Below are 22,819 nucleotides of genomic sequence, written 5' to 3' on the forward strand. Positions count from 1 at the left end.
TCAGTATCCGGTAATATACCGCTAATTTATACCCTTATTCATTCAAACCGCAGGTTCGTTGGCGGAACGACGATAGCCGGGTACATTACATCATCACCACATCAAAATGTTCCTGACTGTAAAGTGGTTCTGCGCGGACCTGTACTTGTTTGCCGACAAAAATTTCCACTTCCGCCAATGCGTGGGATTCATCACCCTGCAAGGCCTCTGCCACTGCCGGAGAGGCATACACCAGGAAGCGATCAACATCAAGCAACCGGTGAACGCGGACAATTTCCCGCAGGATTTCATAACACACTGTTTCTACTGAGCGGACACTGCCCCGCCCCTGACAGGCCGGACATTTTTCACATAAAACATGTTCGAGGCTTTCCCGCGTGCGTTTGCGGGTCATTTCCACCAGCCGAGCTGGGAGAAACCATTGATAGTTGTTTTTACGCGATCTTTTGCCAGCGCCTGTTCCAGAGAACTGAGTACCCGCCGGCGGTGATCCGCATCCGTCATATCAATAAAATCAATAATAATAATACCACCAAGATTGCGCAGTCGTAACTGGCGGGCAATCACCTGGGTTGCCTCAATATTGGTATTAAAAATCGTTTCTTCCAGATTCCGGTGCCCCACAAATGCACCGGTATTGATGTCGATTGTCGTCATCGCTTCTGTCTGGTCGATAATCAGATAACCACCTGATTTCATTTCGACTTTTCGTTCCATCGCCCGCTGGATCTCGTTTTCGGTATCATAGAGATCAAAAATCGGCTGGCTGCCCTGGTACAGCTCCAGTTTTGCGGTCATTTCCGGAATGTAATCATCCACAAATTCCTGCAAATCACTGAAACTCAGCCGGGAATCAATGCGGATCCTGTCGAGCGATTCACCGGCAAAATCACGCAGAATGCGGTGAGCGAGTGCCAGCTCACCATAAATTTTGGTACGCGTGGTATTGCGTTTTTTGCGCTGGATAACTTTTGTCCACAAACGTCTGAGAAACGCCGCATCGGATGTCAGCTCTTCTTCACCGACCCCTTCAGCCGCTGTGCGGATAATAAATCCGCCCTGCTCATCACAATAGCCGGAGACAATATTTTTCAGCCGCTCGCGCTCTTCTTCGCTTTCAATGCGCTGGGAAACCCCCACATGAGAGGCACCCGGCATAAAGACCAGATAACGGGAAGGCAGTGTAATATCCGTGGTCAGACGCGCGCCTTTGGTGCCGATCGGATCTTTCACCACCTGGACAATCAAGTCCTGCCCCTGGTGCACCAGTTCCCCGATATCACGGGTGCGGAATTTTTCCTGCTCATCACCGGCAATACATTCTGTATGCGGAATAATGTCAGAGGCATGCAAAAACGCGGCTTTATCCATGCCAATATCGATAAAGGCCGCCTGCATGCCGGGCAACACCCTGCTCACACGCCCTTTATAGATATTACCGGCGATGCCGCGTTTTGCTTCGCGTTCGATATGAATTTCCTGAAGGATCCCGCCTGTAATATAAGCCACACGTGTTTCAGACGGGGTCACGTTGACTAAAAGTTCGGCTGTCATGGTATTTCTTTTCCATCTAAGTGTGCCGGTACAGTCCCGTTCAGGGTTTCCGTGTACCGCTTAATCAATTCTTCGGTTTCCACTAACGGTAATCCCACTACAGCGTGATAGCTACCATTAATTTTCCGGACATAGCGCCCGCCCAACCCCTGAATGCCGTAAGCACCGGCTTTATCCATTGGCTCACCTGACTGAATATATTCTTTTATTTCACAATCAGATAACCGGCGGAAGGTCACATCTGTCACAATCAGAGTGCTGAGAGTGCGAAAACGATCGGAAACCGCGACGGCAGTCATCACCTGATGCGTATGACCGGACAGTGCACTGAGCATGGCGAACGCATGGGCTTCATCGCGGGGTTTTTCCAGGACTTCACCGTCGAGTACCACAATGGTATCCGAGCCGATAACCGGCCTGTCTTCTGTTGCCAGCAAAACGCCTGCCTGTGATTTTTCCCGCGCCAGACGCTCCGCATAAGCAGGCGCTGATTCACCGCTCAGGCGAATTTCATCAATACAGGGGGACAATATTTCACATTGCACATTCAGCAATTTAATCAGTTCCCGGCGGCGGGGAGAGGTTGAAGCAAGGTAAATCGGCAGCATTCAGGCGTCCTGACGTTTTGTTAACGTATCACGCCGCCGTTCCCTTATTAATGAACGGAAAAGTGACGGCGCGTCTTACGCAATAATAAAAAAATCCATGGCCACAAGATACCATTGACCAGACTGTTCCAGAAGACTTCCGGATGAAACACAATGTTGGACAGCAGAAATTCTGACCAGAAAACAAAGAACTGCATCAGTGCCGACAATACCATAATCACCAGTGATTGCTGCCACAGTGCCATATTACGCAGTAACTGATGCTTGAACGCCACCAGATAAGTAACAATCGATAAGCTCAGTGCATGCACGCCGAGCGTGGATCCTTCAATCAGATCAATCATCATACCGAGGAAAAAAGCAGAGCCGACGCTGACACGGTGTGGCAACGCCATCACCCAGTAGATAAGAAACAGCATCGCCCAGGACGGGCGGTAAAATTGCAGTTGTTCCGGCCACGGCATAATTTGCAGCACCAGCGCTATCAGAAATGAGATCCAGATGATAATCCGGTTCTGTCCCCGGTAGGTATTCATTGCGGTCTCATTCTCAGCTGACGGACAGGTGCAGTCTCTGCGGGTGTGGCGGGCGCTGCATCCGGTGTACGTTGGGCGGCAGGCGGTACAGCCGGTTGTGCAGTACGGGCCGGCTTCGGCTGAGCAGGTTTTGGCTGTGCAGGCTTGGGTTGTGCTGCCGGTTTTGGTTGCGCCGCAGGTTGTACTGCCGGAACAGGCGGCACAGCACTGTCCGGAGCGCTTTCCGGTGCCGGTGCCATAATCGGCGGAACCACCTGCGGCATGACCTGCATGATGCGTTCATTTGCCGCGCGGTAAACTTCAGACGGGCCGGAAGGATCACGCGGATTGCCATCCCCGCCCCATAATAAAAGAAGGTAACGCAACCGCTGGAGATCAGCCGTCGGTTTGGCACTGATAATGGTATATGCGCGCTGATTGTCCACCTTCACCGCAGAGACAATCCCGACCGGGTAACCTTCAGGGAAGCGTCCGCCGAGACCGGATGTGACCAGAACATCACCGACACGGATATCAATATTGTTCGGCAAAGGCTCAAGCTGTAAATCATCACTGCATCCGGTACCGGACGCAATAACGCGGATATCGTTACGCAATACCTGAATAGGCAGTGCGTGTGTTGTATCGCAAATCAGCAATACGCGGCTGGTGAGCTGAGAGACAGCAATAACCTGCCCGACCACGCCTTTATCACTGATAACCGGCTGCCCGTTATACACACCATCACGGCTGCCTTTATCAATTACCACCTGATCGCGGTAAGGCGTATTCGCACCTGACATCACCTGAGTGACCATCATGTGCTCGTCCTGGCGTAACGGAGAGCCGAGCAGTTCGCGCAGGCGGGCATTTTCCTGTTTAAACTGTTCAAGCAATTGATTCTGGCTGTTTTTAACCAGAAGTTCCTGCTGCAATGCCCGGTTTTCAAATTCCAGTTGCTGGCGTGTTGCAAAGTTATCCGAAATACCATCAAGTAACTGACGCGGGCCGTTAGCTAAAAAATAGAACGGACTGACCGCCGTATCCAGATAGTTACGGACTTTGGTAAACGCATCAACCCGGTTATCAACCACAATAAATCCGATGGCAAAAATAACCGCGATAATAATGCGAATCTGAAGGGAAGGCCCCCGGCTAAAAATCGGCTTCATAGGTTGCGATACAAGGCGCTACAGTAATTCTGTCCGGGCAGACAGAGGGTGTATCCGGCGAGCAGGAGGAGCGGACTCCCCCGGCTTGCAGTATTGAACGAACGGGAGTCCGCTTATTCTTCACTAAGAAGATCGCTGCCGTGCATGTCGATCATCTCAAGTGCTTTACCACCACCGCGTGCAACACACGTCAGCGGATCTTCTGCGACAATCACCGGAATGCCGGTTTCTTCCATCAGCAGACGATCTAAATTACGCAGCAGAGCACCACCACCGGTCAGCACCATACCACGCTCGGAAATATCAGACGCCAGCTCCGGCGGGCACTGTTCCAGTGCCAGCATCACCGCACTGACAATACCGGTCAGCGGCTCCTGCAATGCTTCCAGAATTTCGTTGGAATTCAGCGTGAAACCACGCGGAACACCTTCAGCCAGGTTACGGCCGCGAACTTCAATTTCAAGCACTTCGTCAGTCGGATATGCTGAACCGATTTCGTGTTTGATGCGCTCAGCCGTTGCTTCACCAATCAGTGAACCGTAGTTACGGCGCACATAATTAATGATGGCTTCATCAAAGCGGTCACCACCGATACGGACGGAGGAGGAATACACCACACCGTTCAGAGAGATAACGGCAACTTCAGTTGTACCACCACCGATATCCACCACCATTGAACCGGTCGCTTCTGATACCGGCAAACCGGCACCGATTGCCGCAGAAACCGGCTCTTCGATCAGATAAACTTCGCGGGCACCGGCACTGAGTGCAGATTCGCGGATAGCACGGCGCTCAACCTGAGTGGCACCAACCGGTACACACACCAGAACGCGCGGGCTCGGGCGCATAAAGCTGTTGCTGTGAACCTGCTTGATAAAATGCTGAAGCATTTTTTCAGTCACAAAAAAGTCAGCGATAACGCCATCTTTCATCGGACGGATTGCTGCGATATTACCGGGGGTACGCCCCAGCATCCGCTTGGCTTCATGCCCGACTGCCGCAACACTCTTGGTGGAGCCGGGACGATCCTGACGGATAGCCACAACAGACGGTTCATCAAGCACAATACCTTGTCCTTTGACATAAATCAGGGTATTGGCAGTACCCAGGTCAATAGACAAGTCGTTGGAAAACATGCCACGAATTTTTTTAAACATACAAAAGGATAATCCTGCAAGCCGGGGACGGAAATAAAACCGTCTACTTTACCAACCACGTTTTTTTTTTTGCGACAAGCCACACATGCACCTTGCCAACAGCGTGTCCACACCACATAGGGGAAGCGGTCTATTCTAGATAATTTTTATACGCTACGCAGTATAAAGCTGCACAAAAATGCAGACTTTTTCTCATAATTTGATGAAATACGCATAGACGGACTAAAATTAGTAATAAAAATCCGGTTATTATCTGCGGATTTTAAATTCTTACACACCTACTCTAAATAATTCGGGATGCATGTAGGCGACAAGTGAAGACTGCCGGGGAGCATAGATAAACTATGTGACCCGGTAGGCTTTGCGTAGTCAACACCCAGGCATCCTGAAGTATGACGAGTAAAATTCTCATCGAAAACCGGCGATATCCGTTATGCAAACGTTATCCCTGATAAGAAACTGTCTTACAGTTGACCCGTCACTTTACGTCAAGTTCAACCGGATTTTATATAATATACGCAATCTTACAATCGGGCAGAAACTATCAGGCCCGGACTCCGATTAAAATATACGGACAAATCCCGGATAAACCGGAAAAACCTCCGGCCGGGCCGCCGGATTATGGCGTATTCACAGTATCTTTTCTTCGGAATAATCTCAAAATAATACTGTGAATAAATATAACCGTTCTTGCTTGCAGGTCATAATCTTGCGCCCTGATGGTATCTGCTGCATTAAAGGGTTAATGCCAAAATAATTATATCTGTTCCGCACCTCAAAATGAGATTGAGGATAAAAGCACTGTTATCCGGGCAAGACAGTAATGTACTGACCGCCACAATTAAAAATGTGAATACAGTACAACTGCCGGACAGATACTTGCCAATCTGCTGACACAGATGCACTATAACGCCACAGTACGGCCTGTGGATTTACATTACCGACCACAGTGATGGCGTTTATTTTACGTAATATCCGTCCTCAGTGTGTGTATTTTGTGAGCGAACCCACAGAAAACATCCTGAAATCCGGACGCATTTGTTAAAAGACCTGCCGGCAAACTACTATTTACGGGCGGCAGCAGAAATCACATTATCTGACACCACCAGTTACACAGAGAAATTCATATGAAACACTGTGATAACGATTAATCCGCCCACATATGCCGGTATCTGACCTGTTCAGACCAGTATTTTGCTGCGAACTGCAATGAAATGTTTATAATGTCGCCCTTCATCCGCAAAAAATAATCTTGCATACGATGAGAAAAAGGTGACAACGCATTAACATCGCGTTATGTTGTGCGATTACGTAAGATTGCAGGAGATGGCAGCAGGATGACCGAAAGTTATCAAATTTTGTTACTGAACGGCCCGAATCTGAACCTGCTGGGAACGCGGGAGCCTGAGAAATACGGAACGCTCACCCTTGCGGATATCGTCACTACACTGACCGGGGACGCCGGTCAATATGGCGTGACATTAAGCCACCTGCAATCCAACGCCGAGCACGAACTCATCGACAGAATTCATGCTGCGCGGGGAAACACAGATTTTATTCTGATTAACCCGGCCGCATTTACTCACTCCAGTGTGGCTCTGCGTGATGCTCTGCTGGCTGTCAGTATCCCGTTTATCGAGATTCATCTGTCGAATGTACACGCACGGGAGCCGTTCCGCCATCACTCCTACCTCTCAGATATTGCCACCGGCGTTATCTGCGGACTGGGTGCGGAAGGTTACCGTTATGCTTTACAGGCAGCGGTTCACCGTCTGTCACAACTAACTCAACACTAAGAGTACGGAATCATCTCATGGATATTCGTAAAATAAAAAAACTGATCGAGCTGGTCGAAGAGTCCGGTATTTCTGAGCTGGAAATTTCTGAAGGCGAAGAATCAGTACGCATCAGTCGTGCATTACCGATACAGACTTTTGCCGCACCGCAGCAATATGCTCCTCAGGTTCAGCAGCCGGCATTAGCCAATGCTGTTGCTCCGTCTCAGGGCCTTGCTGAAAGTGTTCCGGAAAAAGAAATTGCCGGTCATGTGGTCCGTTCCCCGATGGTAGGTACCTTCTACCTGTCACCAAGTCCGGATGCGAAACCTTTTATCCACGTTGGTAAGCAGGTCAATGTCGGTGATACCCTGTGCATCGTCGAAGCCATGAAAATGATGAACCAGATCGAAGCTGATAAAGCCGGTGTGGTCAAAGCAATTCTGTTAAGCGACGGCGAACCTGTCGAATTTGACGAGCCACTGGTCGTCATCGAATAACGAGGCGAATCATGCTGGAAAAAATCCTTATTGCTAACCGGGGTGAAATTGCACTGCGCATCCTGCGGGCCTGTAAAGAGCTCGGCATTAAAGCAGTTGCTGTTCACTCCGCCGCGGATCGTGATTTAAAACACGTTCTGCTGGCTGACGAAACCATTTGTATTGGTCCGGCAGCCTCCGCGAAAAGTTACCTGAATATCCCGGCGATTATCTCTGCCGCAGAAATTTCAGGATCCCAGGCTATTCATCCGGGATACGGTTTCTTATCTGAAAACGCTGACTTTGCTGAACAGGTTGAGCGCTCAGGCTTTGTCTTTATCGGCCCGAAAGCCGATACCATCCGTCTGATGGGTGATAAAGTTTCTGCCATCCACGCGATGAAAGAGACGGGTGTTCCGTGTGTACCGGGCTCTGACGGCCCGCTCAGCGACGATATGCCGCTGAATCACACCATCGCTCAGCGTATTGGTTATCCGGTTATCATCAAAGCCTCCGGCGGCGGCGGCGGACGCGGTATGCGCGTTGTCCGCAATGATGCAGATCTGGAAGAATCGATTGCCATGACCAAGGCAGAAGCCAAAGCGGCATTCAACAATGACGTGGTTTACATGGAGAAATTCCTTGAAAACCCGCGTCACGTTGAAATCCAGATTATGGCTGATGGTCAGGGACATGCGGTTTATCTGGCAGAGCGTGACTGCTCCATGCAGCGCCGTCACCAGAAAGTGGTTGAAGAAGCTCCGGCTCCGGGCATAAGCGCCGAACTGCGTAAAAGCATCGGTGAGCGCTGCGCCAAAGCCTGTATTGATATCGGCTATCGCGGTGCCGGCACATTTGAGTTCCTGTTTGAAAACGGCGAGTTCTATTTCATTGAAATGAACACCCGTATTCAGGTTGAACACCCGGTCACTGAAATGATCACCGGTATTGACCTGATTAAAGAGCAACTGCGCGTCGCATCCGGCCTGCCGCTCTCTGTTAAACAGAAAGATATTCATGTGAAAGGCCATGCGATCGAATGCCGTATCAATGCTGAAGATCCGCATACTTTCCTGCCAAGCCCGGGCAAAATTACCCGCTTCCACTCTCCGGGTGGTTTCGGTGTCCGCTGGGAATCACATATTTACGCCGGTTATACCGTGCCGCCATACTATGATTCCATGATTGGCAAGCTGATCACTTATGGTGAAACCCGTGAAATTGCTATCGCCCGTATGAAAAATGCGCTGGCGGAGTTAATTATTGACGGTATTAAAACCAATATTGAGCTGCATCAGCTGATTATGAATGATGAAAACTTCTGCAAAGGTGGAACAAACATCCACTATCTGGAGAAAAAACTCGGTCTTCACGAGGTCTGATTTTCATCTTCTGCCCTATATCAGGCCCCTGTTATTCAGGGGCTTTTTTATTTTCCGGCGGGTCCGGAAACACCATCCCAAGCCGTATCCCGCCGGATGCCGCTTAGTTTAAAGAGAATGTTATGACTTGGATCCAATTACGCTTAAATTCCACCGGCGCACACGCTGAAACGATCGGTGACGAACTGACTGAAAGCGGCGCGGTATCTGTCACATTTCAGGACAGTCACGATACACCGGTTTTTGAACCACTGCCGGGCGAAACCCGCCTGTGGGGTGACACTGACATCGTCGGTTTATATGATGCCGATGCTGATATGGAATGGGTTGTCACACAGTTACAACAGCATCCGCTGCTGGGGGAAAATTTTGTTTACAAAATTGAACAGCTCGAAGACAAAGACTGGGAACGTGAGTGGATGGATAACTTCCACCCGATGCGTTTTGGTCAGCGTCTGTGGATCTGCCCGAGCTGGCGCGATGTGCCGGATCCTGCTGCCGTCAATGTGATGCTGGATCCCGGCCTGGCATTCGGAACCGGCACACACCCGACAACCTCGCTGTGCCTGGAATGGCTCGACGGGCTGGATCTGAACGGTAAAACGGTTATTGATTTCGGCTGTGGTTCCGGGATCCTCGCGATCGCCGCACTGAAACTGGGTGCAAAAGCGGCTATCGGTATTGATATTGACCCGCAGGCTATCCTGGCAAGCAGAGACAACGCTGAGCGCAATGGCGTGTCAGACAACCTGACCCTTTACCTTTCTCATGAAAAGCCTGACACGCTCGTTGCAGACGTTGTGGTAGCCAATATTCTGGCAGGCCCGCTGCGTGAGCTGGCACCAATCATCGGTGCACTGCCTCAGGCAGGCGGATTACTCGGATTATCCGGGGTTCTGGCGACACAGGCCGAAGGTGTGGCAGATGCCTATCGTGATGTCTTTGTCATTGATGAAATTGCGGAAAAAGAAGAATGGTGCCGGATAACGGCAACAAAACATAACTAACTTCTGATTATTTTTGTATATAAATCGTGCGCTTGCGTTGTTTTGTGAATAGATTATAAGCAAAAATCCGCTGGCGCATTTTCTTATGAAAATTAAATTATAATCCGGATGTAATGCTAATTTCAGCCTAACTTGTTGTTACAAAACATTAATTGATTAAATCTTAAAAAAGCAACAAAAAAAAATCATCCTGAAAGGTCGATTTGCTCAAAGTTTGTCCTTTCATATCTTTGAAAAAATGCGTAATATACGCGCCCTTGCAGTCACAGTATGGCCACACTTCTTCGTCTATGCGAATCGGACAATACCAGTTGAAAAACCGCCTTATAGCGGCCCCTATGGCAGGCATTACAGATCGGCCTTTCCGGTCTTTGTGTTATGAAATGGGCGCAGGTATGGCCGTCTCAGAGATGCTCTCTTCCAATCCTCAGGTATGGAAGACGGACAAATCGAGATTGCGCATGGTACATCGTGATGAGCCGGGTATTCGTTCTGTGCAGATAGCAGGTAATGATCCCGCTGAAATGGCGGCCGCGGCAAAGATTAATGTTGCCGGCGGTGCGCAAATCATCGATATCAATATGGGTTGTCCCGCCAAAAAAGTGAATCGCAAGCTGGCAGGTTCAGCACTGCTGCGTTATCCGCAGCTGGTAGAAGAAATTCTCTCAGCAGTGGTAAATGCTGTCGATGTGCCTGTGACGCTGAAAATTCGCACCGGTTGGTCACCGGAAGAACGAAACTGTGTAATGATTGCCCAATTGGCCGAGCGTTGCGGTATTCAGGCTATTACAATTCATGGCAGGACCCGTGCCTGTCTTTTTAATGGTGAAGCCGAATACGACAACATCCGGACAGTTAAGCAGACTGTTGCCATACCGGTTATTGCCAATGGCGACATAACTGACCCGATTAAAGCCGGGGCAGTACTGGACTACACCGGCGCAGACGCGCTGATGATCGGTCGTGCTGCTCAGGGAAGACCCTGGATCTTCCGGGAAATCCAGCACTATCTGGACACAGGTGAACTGTTGCCACCGCTGCCCGGTGCAGAGGTGCAACGCATTATGTGTGAGCATGTACGGGAATTGCATGACTTTTATGGTCAAGGCAAAGGAGCCCGTATAGCCCGCAAGCATGTTTCCTGGTATATGCAGGAACATGCGCCTGATGTTCAGTTTCGGCGCTCATTCAACGCCATTGAGGATGCCGGCGAACAGCTGGAGGCGTTGGAAGCATATTTTGAAAATTTTTTGCGTAAATAAAGAAAAGAGCTGACAGAACTATGTTCGAACAACGCGTAAATTCTGACGTACTAACCGTCGCTACTGTAAATTCACAAGATCAGGTAACACAGAAACCGTTACGTGATTCAGTTAAGCAGGCACTGAAGAACTATTTTGCTCAATTAAACGGTCAGGATGTCAATGAACTGTATGAGCTGGTGCTGGCTGAAGTTGAACAGCCACTGTTGGACATGGTTATGCAATACACCCGTGGTAACCAGACCCGTGCTGCTACAATGATGGGTATCAACCGCGGTACACTGCGTAAAAAACTGAAAAAATACGGCATGAATTAATTCATAACGTATAATGCTTTGAATTGAAAAGCCTTTTCTGTATTTCGGGAAAGGTTTTTTTGTTGTTTGGGATATCAGATAACACGAAGTGGACAATATCCACACTGATGTAAAAACGAACTCAGTTAACCATACTCTACTGAAAGCCACTGTTTTAAGTAGAGAAATCACCCTCATATTTAATGCAATTCTATACTCTGAAATATTACCTTATTTTTTACTGTTTATTTTTTTAGTTATGTAAGAAAAACAGTATTGACATAACATTTATTTTTGATAAATTTATTTCAACAGCAGATATACGCTGTTAGTTATTAAAAGTACCGTAGTATAAGATGTAATTTACGCGATGATGTAAGGCCACGATTTACCCGGGGGGTTGCAACCGCAATGGTTAGCAACAGAAGTAAGGTAACGCATCAATAGTTTATATCGCGAGGGGGAAGTATACTTACTTATTTGGTTTATTTGGTAAAATAAAAGTAGGTTAGTTGTTAAGTACCGTACCATTGTTAAGATATGATTTACGCGATGATGTAAGGCTATGATTTACCTGGGGTGTTGCAATCTCAATGATTAGCAACAGGAGTAAGGTAACGTATCAGGAGTTTATATCGCGAGGGGAAGTGTACTTGTTTAGTTCATCCTATAATGATGAAATTTTCAAAAAACGTTTATATGGAGACAAAAGTAATTGAGTAAACCATATAGCAAGAAGCGTGTACATTTTTAATAGCAGTATCAAAGTAGTATTACGTTAGTCATATTTAATGTTAAATGTAAAACATGAAGTACCTTAAAAGCCCTGACCATTGTGAAATGTCAGGGCTTTTATTTTATATGAAAATAATTACACTCAGAGCCGGTTCCGGTTGATAAAAACCATTCCGCTGTTTGCCATATAAATAGCACCCTCTTTTTCTGCCATAATCCGGATCCGACGGGTATCTTCTGACAGTAATTCAAAATTATATCTTTTCAACTGCTCAATCCAGTATTCCGGCGGCTGTTCATTGACATGATGATGCCCTCCCTGGCCGGGGAATGCGTGTGTCATGACCAGCACGCGTCCGCAGGCAAATGAATTCAGAAGATGATCCAGATACATTTCATCAATATGTTCAACCACCTCCTGGCAATGAACCAGGTCGACGCGGCAATGAACGGATGAATGCGTAAGGTCGACCTTAAGCGCCGGATACAATGAGTTATCAACATTCGATACCAGCCCTTCCACCGCCAGTGTCTGCATCCCGGCACGGTGAAAATAATCGGCGGCAAATCCCAGACCGGAACCGATATCCAGCACAGATCGTAACGCAAAACGCTTGATCAGATAGTCCCACACTGTCGGTGAAAATGTATTCGGATCGCCTTCGAGAGCATTTCCGCCCAGATGCTCCTCCTCACCATAACCATAAGCAAATGAAAATCCTGACATTTATAACTCCTGTAAATAAACTTATTTTATGATGCATAGCCCGGCATCTGAAACTGCCTGATTTATAAGTGAATACTTAAAAAGCAACAAGCGGAGTGTTCTGTATTTTCCTTTTCTTCATGATAGCTGACAGGGTATTTCGCCCGGCAGCGAAGCATCGTTTTTTCTGCGCGTTAGTATCACCGGCAGAACAACAGGCATCGCCTTAACACGTCAGGAGACAGGCATGAATAATATCGATAGCAATAATCATCTCTGCATTATGTTGCAGGCTGCCCTGGCGGATATGCCGGCACTTATCGATGAGAAAGGGAAGCCATTCCTTTGCGGCGGAATGAAAAAGAAGAGTGACGGGCAGGCATTATCCCTGCCTGCTGTGGCACAGGCAGGGATGTTACTGAACTACGGAGAGGCGCAAATTGCACAGTTATATGATGATTTGCACTGTTTGTATGCTCACTCACTGACGCGCTTTCCGCAACCGCATGAAATCAGCGAAAAACTCACCGCCGCTATGCGGTTGCACAGACAAATCCCTGAGCAGAAAGGTATTTTATGGCGGCGTTTATGTGAGCGGGCAGAAAAAAGCGGATTTTATGATAAGGAGCAACTGACCGATCTTCTGATCAGCTGGCTGTTTTCCACCGGCAGCGCACTGACATTACCGGCATCTGTACCGGTACACAGTGATGCCGTCTGCCCGTAACAGACACCTCACTTTTTTTCCCCGAACCAGGGCTGCTGCAATAACCGGGTAATGAGTGCGACATTCTCATGCCCGATTGCCGCGCCAATCTCATCACACAGTGCAACTTTGATGGCTTCATACGCGTCATAACACTGCCGCCCGTGCGCGGTCATTTTTACACCTTTGAGTTTTTTACTGTCCTGCAAATCAAAAACAGTAATCAGCCCTTTTTCTTCCAGCTGACGGATAAATTTATGAATTGCCTGGCGGGAAATAGTGACAGTCGCCGAGATAGCGGCAACAGAAACCGGATTATTACAAATCCTGGAGAGGATATACCATTCCGAGTTTCCCATTCGGATTGGACTTTGCGCATTCCAGCGGGTATCTATCTGCTCACGCAGCAGAGTGTGCCGCTCACTGATTAAATCGACGAAATCCAGATCACTCAACGCAATTTTCACTCAGTTACCCCTTTTCTTTTTGTGCAGTATAGCAAAAACACAACGTCAACCAAGTTGACCATTATCGCAAAATGCGTTATTTTCCCCGCTGTCAACCAGGTTGATGAAATAGAGGACGTAACGTGACAAAAGAAGCACAACAACAGGTACGCTACCCGAAAATGATGCTCAGCGTACTGATGGCCGGGACATTTACCGGGCTGTTCGGGGAAACCGCATTAAATATGGCGCTCACTAATCTGATGAGCGAATTTACACTTTCTGCCGGACAAGCACAGTGGCTGGTCACCGGCTACCTTCTCACACTCGCCGTTTTCGTGCCGGTGTCTGCTTTTCTGGTGCGCTGGTTTAACACACGGACACTGATCCTCAATGCGCTGGCGGTTTCACTCGCCGGTTGCCTGATTGCGGCTTTCGCACCGGGCTTTACTGTGCTGCTGCTCGGACGGGTTATCCAGGCTATCGGCACCGGTGTTGTACTGCCGGTACTGCTGAGTGCCGCACTGCTGATTTTCCCTGTCTATCAACGGGGAATGGTAATGGGCCTTGTCGGGATAGCCATCACTCTGGCGCCTGCGCTGGGACCCACACTTTCCGGATTTATTCTCACCGCATTCACCTGGCACGCGATTTTCTGGCTGAGTGCACTGGCCTATGTTGCCATTATTCTGCTCGCGCTGAAAGCCATGGCACCTATCGGGGAGATAACCCGGCCGCGCATTGATATTATCTCACTGCTGCTCTCCTCCGCCGGGTTCAGCGGTGTGATTTACGGGCTGGCAATTATGGCGGAACACAGCCTGAGTGACCCTGCCGTCTGGGGATCGCTGCTGACAGGACTGATTTGCCTCGGTCTGTTTGCCCGCCGCCAGGTGGTAATGAAAACGCCGATGATCCATCCGGATGTATTCCGTCAGCCAATGTTTGTCATTGGTTTGCTGATGATGATCCTGAGTATGATGAGTGTGCTCTGTGCCGCCATCATCCTGCCGCTTTTCCTGAAAGATGTGCTGATGCTGAGTGCGGCACTCGCCGGGATATTGCTGCTGCCGGGTAATATTATAAACGTGATATTTTCCCCGCTGGTCGGTCTGCTCTATAACCGCTATGACGCGCGCCCGTTTGTCGTGATCGGATCACTCTTCATGCTGGCAAGCGCTGCTCTGTTTCTGTTTTCAGTCGGTGAGTCCGCGCAGATTTGGCATATCGTTCTTGCCTTTATGTTCCTCTGTCTGGGTGTGACCTTCGTGATTATGCCCGCGCAAACCACTGCACTGAGTGCGCTGCCGGCAACCTTGTATGCCGACGGATCAGCTGTCTGGAATACCTTTTATCAGGTCGCCGGAGCAATCGGTACTGCCATGGCTATCACGCTGATGTCCTTTTATCGTGAACAGGCTTATGCCGCCTTGCCGGAGCACGGCGAAACCGGCGCGCTGGCGGCAGGCGTTCACGCGGTGTTCTGGTTCATCCTTCTGCTCGGTTTTCTGTCCCTGGCACTGGCGTTCTTTCTGAGAAAACCACACCCGCATACCGATACAGAGTAATTCACAGCGTTCATTTTTTATGGCTGCCACCGGCAGCCTTTTCTTGTTACCGGCTCCGTTATCCGCTTTTTTTTCACTTACAACGGTAATAATTATCATTCAAATGAGATTTTTTATGACTGCACTTCACCGCTCTTCCCTCTCCTGCTCCCTTTTCAGGTTATCGTTGCCGGCATTACTGATTGCCGGTGCCTGTCATGCCGCACCTGATGAAATCATCGTGACTGCCACACCCGTGACAATCAATCCGCTTGAGAGTAACGGAACCTACCGCGCCACTCACACTGACAGCGCCACAAAAACCGCCACACCACTGAATAAAGTACCGTCTTCCGTTTCGGTTATCAGTGAGGAGGAAGTTACCGCACGCGGTGCATCAACACTCAAACAGGCGCTGGGCTATACCCCCGGTGTTGTCACCGGCACCTCCGGCAGTTCCTCTGTGTTTGACAGCGTCATGATGCGCGGCTTTCATAATGTCAGTCAGAATATCTATCTGGACGGATTAAAAGTTCAGGGCGATATGTATGCAGAAAGCCGGATGCTGCCGGAATTTATGCAGCGGATTGATGTGATGAAAGGCCCGGCATCGGTGCTTTACGGCCAGTCAAATCCCGGCGGTGTGGTTCTGATGACATCCAAACGCCCGCAGATGACACCGCTACGGGAAGTCCGGTTGCAGGCAGGAAACCATCATTTATGGCAAACCGGGTTTGATTTCAGTGATGCCCTTAATGACGATGAAACACAGGCGTACCGTCTGACCGGGACAATCCATGACCAGCATCAGCAACAACAGGGCGAGCGGGAGCGCTATTATGCATTGCAGGGCTCGTACCTCTGGCAGCCCGATGATGCAACATCGTTACTGCTCACGGCACAGGCAATGAATGCCCCGCGCAATGGCTATTACGGCTGGCTGCCGCGCGAAGGGACGGTTGACGGCGGAGCAACCGGCAAACTGAGCAGCGGTTTTAATGAGGGCGAACCAGGCTACAACCGTTTTGAACGCCAGCAGCGCTTATTCGGCTGGCAGTTTGACCATACTTTTAATGAAAACTGGTCATTTCATCAGGGCGCGCGCTATCAGCAGATAAGCACTAACTGGCGCACCATTTACGGCAGCGGATTATGCAGCAGCAACCCGATGGCCTGTTACGGTGTGCCACCGCAGGATCTCACCTCCACCCTTGCCCGCAATCATATTATCAATAATGAGCGGCTTAGCGGACTGGTGACAGATACCCACGCCATTCACAATTTTAGCAGCAATGGCTGGCGCAATACCCTTATGTTTGGCATCGATTATTCTCAGTTACGCAACCGCATGAGTAATGAGATGGGAATAGCCACACCGCTGGATCTCCTCTCACCGCAGTACGGCAATCTGACCACTATGCCGCAGACACAGGCGAATACCGTGAATAAAAACCGCCAGACAGGAATTTATGCCCAGGAGCAGCTTTTTTGGCAGGACTGGACACTCACTCTCGGCGGACGCTATGACGAAAACGTCAGTAAGTCCCGCAGCCATGACAATCTGAGTGGCGAAGACACCTCTCATCATCAGACAGACCGTGAGTTCACCTGGCGCGGCGGAATAAACTATCAGCTGCCGTATGGCTTTGCGCCATATTTCAGTTACAGCGAGTCTTTCGAGCCAAGTACCGCAGCAACAGTCAGCGGTAAGCCGCTTGATCCTTCACGCGGCAAACAGTATGAAGCAGGGCTGAAGTATCTGCCGGATGATTCGGCACTCTCTGCCACGCTTGCTGTGTATGAGCTGACAAAAGATAACAACCTGCACCGTGACCCGCTCAATCCGTTTTTCAGTGTTCAGGGCGGGGAGATCCGCTCACGCGGTATTGAACTGGAAGCTAAAGCCGCGCTCACTTATAACTGGAACCTGATCGCCGGTTACGCCTATACCGATACCCGGTTCCGGCAGCAGCAGGAGAATGCCAATAATCACCCGGCTATGGTACCAATGCACACAGCCTCTTTATGGACGGATTACACCTTTGACAGTGCGCCGCTCAGTGGCGTGACAGTCGGCGGCGGGGTTCGCTATAACGGCAAAACACAGGGGGATGATGCAAACAGCTTTACGGTTCCGGCGTATACGGTGACTGATCTGATGTTGCGTTACAAGCTGGATAATCTGCCCGCCGTTGATGATGCGGAAATTGCACTGAATATTAATAATCTATTCAACAAGCATTATGTTGCATCCTGTTTTACTGATGCCGCATGCAGCTGGGGAAATGATCGTCAGATAACCACAACACTAACGGTTCACTGGTAATAAAAAAGGGTATTGCCGGTGAGACACCGGAAATACCCGAAATGGCGGGACACAAGAGAGACCAACTGCCCGCCGCAGCGTAAACATAAATACAAATTACGACTTCATTGCCTGCGCAAAAAACTCCTCACTGTATGCCTGTGAAAAATGGAAGGATGCCATGCGTTCACCTATGCGGAAGAATTTTTCCACTGCCTCAGCATCAAGGATATTCAGTTTTTTGATTTTTGGTTCCAGCTCTGCCAGCGCAACCTGTGACAGATGCACAATCTTCGCGGTATCAAAGCCGTCTGACTGTCCGTGGCGCTTGCGAATCACGCCGTCGGCAATCACCGTATCCACATCATTGGCGTGCGTCATTTGTACCACACTGCCCACCGGGTGCATTGCCGGCGCAAACCCGTCTTTATGACGGATAATAATAATGTCGGCTTTTTTCCCCGCGGTCAGTGAACCGATTTCATCCTGTAACCCCAGAACTTCCGCCCCGCCGAGTGTTGCCCAGCGCAGCGCTTCACGCACGGTCGGCGTAATTTCAAACGGCATCGTATCGCGCTGATGAACCTTGTCATTTGCCAGTGCGCGCTCAATTTGCAGTGCCATATTCATCTGTGTAAACAAATCGTCCGTTGTCACACCGACAAAATCAGTTCCCAGCGCAAACGGAATGCCAAACTCAACACACGGCTGATAAGGCAGGAACCCCATACCCATTTGTAACTCGCTGGATGGCGTGCTCGCCACATGACCGCCGCTTTTGGCGATCAGTTTCCAGTCTTCTCCGGTCAGCCCGTTACTGTGCGCATGAATATGCCCGGGCAGTAATAAACCGTGGTCATCCAGTTCCCGCAATCCGCGCAATAATACGGATGTTTTGGCAGCCCCGGTGTGTGTCGCTGATTTCAGTCCGATGCCATCCGCCAGGCGGATTTGTGCCGCGAACTCCGCAAACGGAACCGTTCCGGGATCTGACAGCAGCATACCGGGTTCCAGACGATCTTGTCCGCTGAACAGTGTGTCTGAAATCTCACGGGCACAGGCGCGGCGTGCATCCATAGAGGCAAACCCGACGGGTTTAAAGTCATACACCTGCATGCCGTAGCCATATACGCCGCGAATACCACTGTCTTTCATCGCCTGAACCGCATTGGCGGCGTGTTCTGGTGAATTGACACAATCATTCACCTCGTAAACCGTTGTGGTTCCGGCATTCAGTGCGCTGACGTTTCCGTTCAGAACGGCGGCATACATATTGTCCGCAGTCATAAGAGCGCCAAATGTATGGAATGTATTGATAAGAAATGCCGGCAGAGATTCGTCAACAGAAACACCACGGAACAGCGCCATCCAGTTATGACGGTGCGCATCGACCATCCCCGGGGTAACAACAGCGCCTTGCGCATCAATAATATCAGCGTCGGTATGTGCATCAAACGCATGTATATCCGCACTGACTGCGCTTATCCGGTTGCCTTCAATCAGCAGCGCCCCGTTCACAATATCGCCGGATGATTCATCCATCGTAATGAAGGTTCCGCCGCGAATAATTTTTTTATTATTTTCCATAATTGTCTCTCTGGTTGACACCAAGAATGTACTGACAAGTACATTACAATCCGGTTGTAAAATCAACAAAGAAATTATCAGCATAAAATTTATTTTTTATACCAAAATGAGAGTATTAGCGCTTTCTGTTTATGAAAAAAAAATGAAAATAATGCTTATTTTTCAGAAAAATAAACTTTTTTTATTATGAACGAACGAAGACAGAAACAGAATAATCCGTGTTTTTTTAATATCACCGGGACACAAAAATTCAGCACTAAATATCAATAAATGAGAATTATTCCACCTTTAACATCACTGATTACGCTTTAAAACAAAGACAGAACTGCTGAAGACATAATATTTCTGTCAATATCAGTGCGCGTTATAAGTAAATTTAATTAATTTATAAAGTTTCCAATATGATTACCGATAATAAGTCATTTAACGAGTACCCGGAGGAACGATGCTTTTGCACAGCATTAAGATCAGTACGAAACTCTTTGTGGCTTTTGGTTTTTCAATATTGCTGATGATTATCAGCGCCACTCTCTCAATCATCAGCCTGAATAAGGCAGATAATGGCATCAGTGATATTCTTGAAAATGACTATCCGGTGACCGTAAAAGCGAACTTATTGATTGATTATTTTCATGATTTTGTGGGAATTCAGCAGCTCAGACTACTGGACGACAAGAACCCGCAGATCCGGCAGATGGCAGCCGGTGCATCTGAAACCAGTAAAAAAATCACCCTGATACTTGATGAACTGGGTGAGCAACTCAAAGATGAAACCTCTCAGAGCATCCTTAAAGAGATCCGTTCCGTTCGCCAGCAATACCTCAGTTCGCAGCGCCGGATGACACAATATATGCAAAATGATGATAGTCAGGCGGCTATCAATGAAATGCTCAATACCACTGCGGGGATCCAGCAGGCATACCGCGAGAATGTAATGCAGCTGATTGCACTACAGGATAACCATATGAAAAGTGCGGGAAGCCAGCTGGAAAGTAATTTTAAAACCAACCGCGCTCTGCTGCTCACACTGACTGCCATCAGTATTATTATCAGTGTCGTACTCGCCAGAATTATTGTCCGTACCATTACCGGTCCGCTTGATGAAGCCGTTCGCTTTGCCAGGGCAATTGCAAAGGGTGATCTGACACAGCATATAAACACCACGCATAAAGATGAAACCGGCGTGCTGCTACTGGCGCTGTCTGAAATGCAGTCACATCTTCAGGACATTGTCCGTGAAGTGAAAAACGGCTCTGAAAGTTTGTCTGCCACCGCAGAGCAGATTATGGCCGGTAACCAGAATCTGGCAGCGCGCACAGAAGAACAGGCGGGCTCGGTGGAAGAAACTGCGGCCTCAATGGAGCAAATAACCGCAACCGTCAAAAACACCGCCGCCAATACACAGAAAGCAACAGCGCTGTCGGCAAATACCGCCGGAGTGGTAAAACACAATGGCGAAATGATGCAGCAGATGACAGAAAAAATCCGCACTATCAATGCCACTGCCACCAAAATGTCTGACATCATCAATCTGATTGATTCCATTGCCTTCCAGACCAATATTCTGGCACTGAATGCCGCCGTCGAAGCTGCCCGCGCCGGTGAGCACGGACGCGGTTTTGCCGTTGTAGCCGGTGAAGTGCGTCTGTTGGCACAGCGCAGTGCAGATTCAGCCAGTGAGATCCGTTCATTGATTGAAAATTCAGCCGGACAAACACAGGAAGGGCTGAAACTGGTGGAGGATGCCGCTGAATCATTACGCGGGATCGTCACTAATGTCAGTCAGATGGATGCATTACTGCATGAGATAGGGCACGCCAGCCACGAGCAGACCGACGGAATAACGCAGATAAACAGTGCTATCGGACTGATTGATTCAGCAACGCAGCAGAATGCGACGCTGGTTGAACAATCCGTTGCAGCAGCTTCCGCACTCAACGATCAGGCCGGTACACTCAATGAAATGGTTGGTGTGTTCCGGATAGGAACAACACAGAAGACAAGCGCTTAACTATCATATAATAAATGCATAATACTACTGATAACGGACAAATCTGTCCGTTATCAGTAAGTTATAAATCAAAATCACAAGAATCCGTACATTGCGGCAAAAACCCAGCCAAAGACACAGGAAACACCCACGCCAATCAAGCCCGGGAAAATAAAGCTGTGGTTAATCACAAACCGCCCTATTTTTGTGGTACCGGAGCGGTCAAACTGGATAGCGGCGAGATCACTCGGGTAAGTCGGCAGAATATAGTAACCGTAACAGGCCGGGGCTGATGCCACGATATATGCCGGATTCACACCAATCGCCAGCGCGACAGGGACAATTGCCGCCAGTGCCGCGGCCTGGGAGTTTACAAACTTTGATACCAGCAACAACACAATCGCGTATGCCCACGGGTATTCAGTGACCAGAGAACCTAATACTGTTTTTATCTGATCCAGATGCGCGCCGAACATAGTTTCAGCCATCCACGCAATACCGTAGACCGCCACAATCGCAATCATCCCTGAGCGGAATACTTCATTTTTTGAAATAGACGCAGGTTTGGTTTTGGTGAAAATAATAATCAGCGCACCGGCAAACAGCATAAAGATTTGAATAACCAGTACCATCGAGAGCGGTTTTCCGTCAAATACAGGTCGTAATTCAGGAAATGCACCCATCAGCGCCACTGCCGCAATAGAGGATAAAAAGATCCACATCGCTAACCAGTTGCTGCGGGGTAATTTTTTATCCAGCAGGGTAACGGTATCGCCGTACACATATTCTTTATTTTCAGGCTTGGAAATAAATTCCTGAAACTCCGGGTCTTTATCTAAGTCCTTACCACGGAACCAGCTGAATATCCCGATACATAATATTCCGATCAGTGTCGACGGAATAGTAATCGCCAGTAAATCAACAAACCCGAGATGTTTTCCGTTTAATGTCACATCCCCCAGCATCGCCACTAATGACACCACCGCGACAGACACCGGGCTTGCGATTATTCCCATCTGGGAACCTATCGTACTGGCCGCCATCGGTCTTTCCGGACGGATATTATTTTTAATCGCCACATCATAAATAATCGGCAAAATGGTATATACGACATGCCCTGTACCGCACAAAATGGTCAGCAGGCAGGTAACAAAGGGTGCCACAATTGAGACATACTTAGGGTTACGTCTGAGCAGCCGTTCAGCAATCTGGAGCATCACATCCAGCCCGCCGGACGCCTGTAATGTCGCGGAAGCTGCAACAACCGCAATAATTACCAGCATAACATCCACCGGGGGTTTTCCCGGTTTGAGATGGAAAACAAAGACCAGGATAACCAAACCAATCCCGCCTAATAACCCAAGCGCGATCCCCCCTTTTCGTGCACCGTAAAACAGACAGATCAACACCACGATAAGCTGGATAACAAAATCCATAACTAACTCCTTTTAGACCCTTATTCATTCAAACTACAAGCCCGCCTGCGATCTGAATGACGTCGGGTACAGACATTTAAAAATCCGTTGGTCTGACACTCATGGATTTACTATAGGGCGCACTAAATGACTATTTTTTGATATAAACGATGTT

18 protein-coding genes and 1 pseudogene are annotated in these 22,819 nt (G+C 48.8%); 10 read left to right on the forward strand and 9 right to left on the reverse strand.

The window, feature by feature from the left end; genetic code table 11:
• Window positions 1-85: 85 nt before the first annotated feature.
• From rng to mreB, 5 genes and pseudogenes are all read right to left on the reverse strand, one after another.
• Window positions 86-1,554: pseudogene (rng, locus tag AYY17_RS16550) on the reverse strand (ribonuclease G).
• Window positions 1,551-2,162, reverse strand: coding sequence for a Maf family protein (locus AYY17_RS16555; protein ID WP_067425440.1), 612 nt, complete (start codon window positions 2,160-2,162; stop codon window positions 1,551-1,553). The pseudogene rng and the gene AYY17_RS16555 overlap by 4 nt, the downstream one beginning before the upstream one ends.
• A 47-nt stretch (window positions 2,163-2,209) precedes the next feature.
• A complete protein-coding gene (mreD, locus tag AYY17_RS16560; RefSeq protein WP_067425443.1) occupies window positions 2,210-2,698 on the reverse strand; it encodes a rod shape-determining protein MreD in 489 nt (162 codons plus the stop codon).
• Window positions 2,695-3,849 carry a rod shape-determining protein MreC gene (mreC, locus tag AYY17_RS16565; RefSeq protein WP_067425446.1) on the reverse strand — a complete coding sequence of 385 codons (1,155 nt, stop codon included), beginning with the start codon at window positions 3,847-3,849 and terminating at the stop codon, window positions 2,695-2,697. The genes mreD and mreC overlap by 4 nt, the downstream gene beginning before the upstream one ends.
• A gap of 113 nt (window positions 3,850-3,962) precedes the next feature.
• Window positions 3,963-5,006, reverse strand: coding sequence for a rod shape-determining protein MreB (mreB, locus tag AYY17_RS16570; RefSeq protein WP_004236290.1), 1,044 nt, complete (start codon window positions 5,004-5,006; stop codon window positions 3,963-3,965).
• 1,337 nt (window positions 5,007-6,343) lie between these two features.
• Here mreB and aroQ point away from each other — a divergent pair.
• From aroQ to fis, 6 genes are all read left to right on the forward strand, one after another.
• Window positions 6,344-6,802: a type II 3-dehydroquinate dehydratase gene (aroQ, locus tag AYY17_RS16575; RefSeq protein WP_067425449.1), complete on the forward strand. Its 459-nt coding sequence runs from the start codon at window positions 6,344-6,346 to the stop codon at window positions 6,800-6,802.
• Between the two features lie 17 nt (window positions 6,803-6,819).
• On the forward strand, window positions 6,820-7,281 hold the full coding sequence (accB, locus tag AYY17_RS16580; protein WP_067425452.1) for an acetyl-CoA carboxylase biotin carboxyl carrier protein: 462 nt from the start codon (window positions 6,820-6,822) through the stop codon (window positions 7,279-7,281).
• Window positions 7,282-7,292: 11 nt separating this feature from the next.
• The gene (accC, locus tag AYY17_RS16585; protein ID WP_067425455.1) at window positions 7,293-8,642 is read left to right on the forward strand and encodes an acetyl-CoA carboxylase biotin carboxylase subunit; all 1,350 of its coding nucleotides are present in this window, start codon (window positions 7,293-7,295) and stop codon (window positions 8,640-8,642) included.
• A gap of 122 nt (window positions 8,643-8,764) precedes the next feature.
• Window positions 8,765-9,649 carry a 50S ribosomal protein L11 methyltransferase gene (prmA, locus tag AYY17_RS16590; protein ID WP_067425458.1) on the forward strand — a complete coding sequence of 295 codons (885 nt, stop codon included), beginning with the start codon at window positions 8,765-8,767 and terminating at the stop codon, window positions 9,647-9,649.
• Between the two features lie 290 nt (window positions 9,650-9,939).
• Window positions 9,940-10,911 carry a tRNA dihydrouridine synthase DusB gene (dusB, locus tag AYY17_RS16595; protein WP_067401338.1) on the forward strand — a complete coding sequence of 324 codons (972 nt, stop codon included), beginning with the start codon at window positions 9,940-9,942 and terminating at the stop codon, window positions 10,909-10,911.
• A gap of 20 nt (window positions 10,912-10,931) precedes the next feature.
• Window positions 10,932-11,228 (forward strand): DNA-binding transcriptional regulator Fis, encoded by a 297-nt coding sequence (gene fis / locus AYY17_RS16600; protein ID WP_067366866.1) that lies wholly within the window; start codon window positions 10,932-10,934, stop codon window positions 11,226-11,228.
• Window positions 11,229-12,084: 856 nt separating this feature from the next.
• On the opposite strand, the gene AYY17_RS16605 is transcribed toward fis, so the two are convergent.
• A complete protein-coding gene (locus tag AYY17_RS16605) occupies window positions 12,085-12,669 on the reverse strand; it encodes a class I SAM-dependent methyltransferase (protein ID WP_067425460.1) in 585 nt (194 codons plus the stop codon).
• Window positions 12,670-12,895: 226 nt separating this feature from the next.
• On the opposite strand from AYY17_RS16605, the gene AYY17_RS16610 reads away from it, so the two are divergent.
• Window positions 12,896-13,375 (forward strand): hypothetical protein, encoded by a 480-nt coding sequence (locus AYY17_RS16610; protein ID WP_235845414.1) that lies wholly within the window; start codon window positions 12,896-12,898, stop codon window positions 13,373-13,375.
• A gap of 8 nt (window positions 13,376-13,383) precedes the next feature.
• On the opposite strand, the gene AYY17_RS16615 is transcribed toward AYY17_RS16610, so the two are convergent.
• Window positions 13,384-13,821 (reverse strand): MarR family winged helix-turn-helix transcriptional regulator, encoded by a 438-nt coding sequence (locus AYY17_RS16615; protein ID WP_067425463.1) that lies wholly within the window; start codon window positions 13,819-13,821, stop codon window positions 13,384-13,386.
• Between the two features lie 122 nt (window positions 13,822-13,943).
• Between AYY17_RS16615 and AYY17_RS16620 the strand changes: the two genes are divergently transcribed.
• Together AYY17_RS16620 and fhuA are read left to right on the forward strand one after the other, a co-directional pair.
• Complete coding sequence (locus AYY17_RS16620; protein ID WP_235845415.1) at window positions 13,944-15,368, forward strand: DHA2 family efflux MFS transporter permease subunit; 1,425 nt, start codon at window positions 13,944-13,946, stop codon at window positions 15,366-15,368.
• Window positions 15,369-15,483: 115 nt separating this feature from the next.
• Window positions 15,484-17,673, forward strand: coding sequence for a ferrichrome porin FhuA (fhuA, locus tag AYY17_RS16625; RefSeq protein WP_067425702.1), 2,190 nt, complete (start codon window positions 15,484-15,486; stop codon window positions 17,671-17,673).
• Window positions 17,674-17,769: 96 nt separating this feature from the next.
• On the opposite strand, the gene AYY17_RS16630 is transcribed toward fhuA, so the two are convergent.
• A complete protein-coding gene (locus tag AYY17_RS16630; RefSeq protein WP_067425465.1) occupies window positions 17,770-19,239 on the reverse strand; it encodes an amidohydrolase family protein in 1,470 nt (489 codons plus the stop codon).
• A 445-nt stretch (window positions 19,240-19,684) separates the two neighbouring features.
• On the opposite strand from AYY17_RS16630, the gene AYY17_RS16640 reads away from it, so the two are divergent.
• Window positions 19,685-21,250, forward strand: a complete 1,566-nt coding sequence (locus tag AYY17_RS16640; protein ID WP_067425470.1) for a methyl-accepting chemotaxis protein — start codon at window positions 19,685-19,687, stop codon at window positions 21,248-21,250.
• Window positions 21,251-21,324: 74 nt separating this feature from the next.
• On the opposite strand, the gene AYY17_RS16645 is transcribed toward AYY17_RS16640, so the two are convergent.
• A complete protein-coding gene (locus AYY17_RS16645) occupies window positions 21,325-22,665 on the reverse strand; it encodes an anaerobic C4-dicarboxylate transporter (protein ID WP_067425473.1) in 1,341 nt (446 codons plus the stop codon).
• Window positions 22,666-22,819: the final 154 nt, after the last annotated feature.

Source organism: Morganella psychrotolerans (assembly GCF_001676055.1).
GTDB classification, from domain to species: domain Bacteria; phylum Pseudomonadota; class Gammaproteobacteria; order Enterobacterales; family Enterobacteriaceae; genus Morganella; species Morganella psychrotolerans_B.

Coding starts and splice junctions, on each gene's coding strand:
- AYY17_RS16555 (WP_067425440.1), bottom strand. CDS start 2,162: ATGCTGCCGATTTACCTTGCTTCAACCTCTCCCCGCCGCCGGGAACTG.
- mreD (WP_067425443.1), bottom strand. CDS start 2,698: ATGAATACCTACCGGGGACAGAACCGGATTATCATCTGGATCTCATTT.
- mreC (WP_067425446.1), bottom strand. CDS start 3,849: ATGAAGCCGATTTTTAGCCGGGGGCCTTCCCTTCAGATTCGCATTATT.
- mreB (WP_004236290.1), bottom strand. CDS start 5,006: ATGTTTAAAAAAATTCGTGGCATGTTTTCCAACGACTTGTCTATTGAC.
- aroQ (WP_067425449.1), top strand. CDS start 6,344: ATGACCGAAAGTTATCAAATTTTGTTACTGAACGGCCCGAATCTGAAC.
- accB (WP_067425452.1), top strand. CDS start 6,820: ATGGATATTCGTAAAATAAAAAAACTGATCGAGCTGGTCGAAGAGTCC.
- accC (WP_067425455.1), top strand. CDS start 7,293: ATGCTGGAAAAAATCCTTATTGCTAACCGGGGTGAAATTGCACTGCGC.
- prmA (WP_067425458.1), top strand. CDS start 8,765: ATGACTTGGATCCAATTACGCTTAAATTCCACCGGCGCACACGCTGAA.
- dusB (WP_067401338.1), top strand. CDS start 9,940: ATGCGAATCGGACAATACCAGTTGAAAAACCGCCTTATAGCGGCCCCT.
- fis (WP_067366866.1), top strand. CDS start 10,932: ATGTTCGAACAACGCGTAAATTCTGACGTACTAACCGTCGCTACTGTA.
- AYY17_RS16605 (WP_067425460.1), bottom strand. CDS start 12,669: ATGTCAGGATTTTCATTTGCTTATGGTTATGGTGAGGAGGAGCATCTG.
- AYY17_RS16610 (WP_235845414.1), top strand. CDS start 12,896: ATGAATAATATCGATAGCAATAATCATCTCTGCATTATGTTGCAGGCT.
- fhuA (WP_067425702.1), top strand. CDS start 15,484: ATGACTGCACTTCACCGCTCTTCCCTCTCCTGCTCCCTTTTCAGGTTA.
- AYY17_RS16630 (WP_067425465.1), bottom strand. CDS start 19,239: ATGGAAAATAATAAAAAAATTATTCGCGGCGGAACCTTCATTACGATG.
- AYY17_RS16640 (WP_067425470.1), top strand. CDS start 19,685: ATGCTTTTGCACAGCATTAAGATCAGTACGAAACTCTTTGTGGCTTTT.
- AYY17_RS16645 (WP_067425473.1), bottom strand. CDS start 22,665: ATGGATTTTGTTATCCAGCTTATCGTGGTGTTGATCTGTCTGTTTTAC.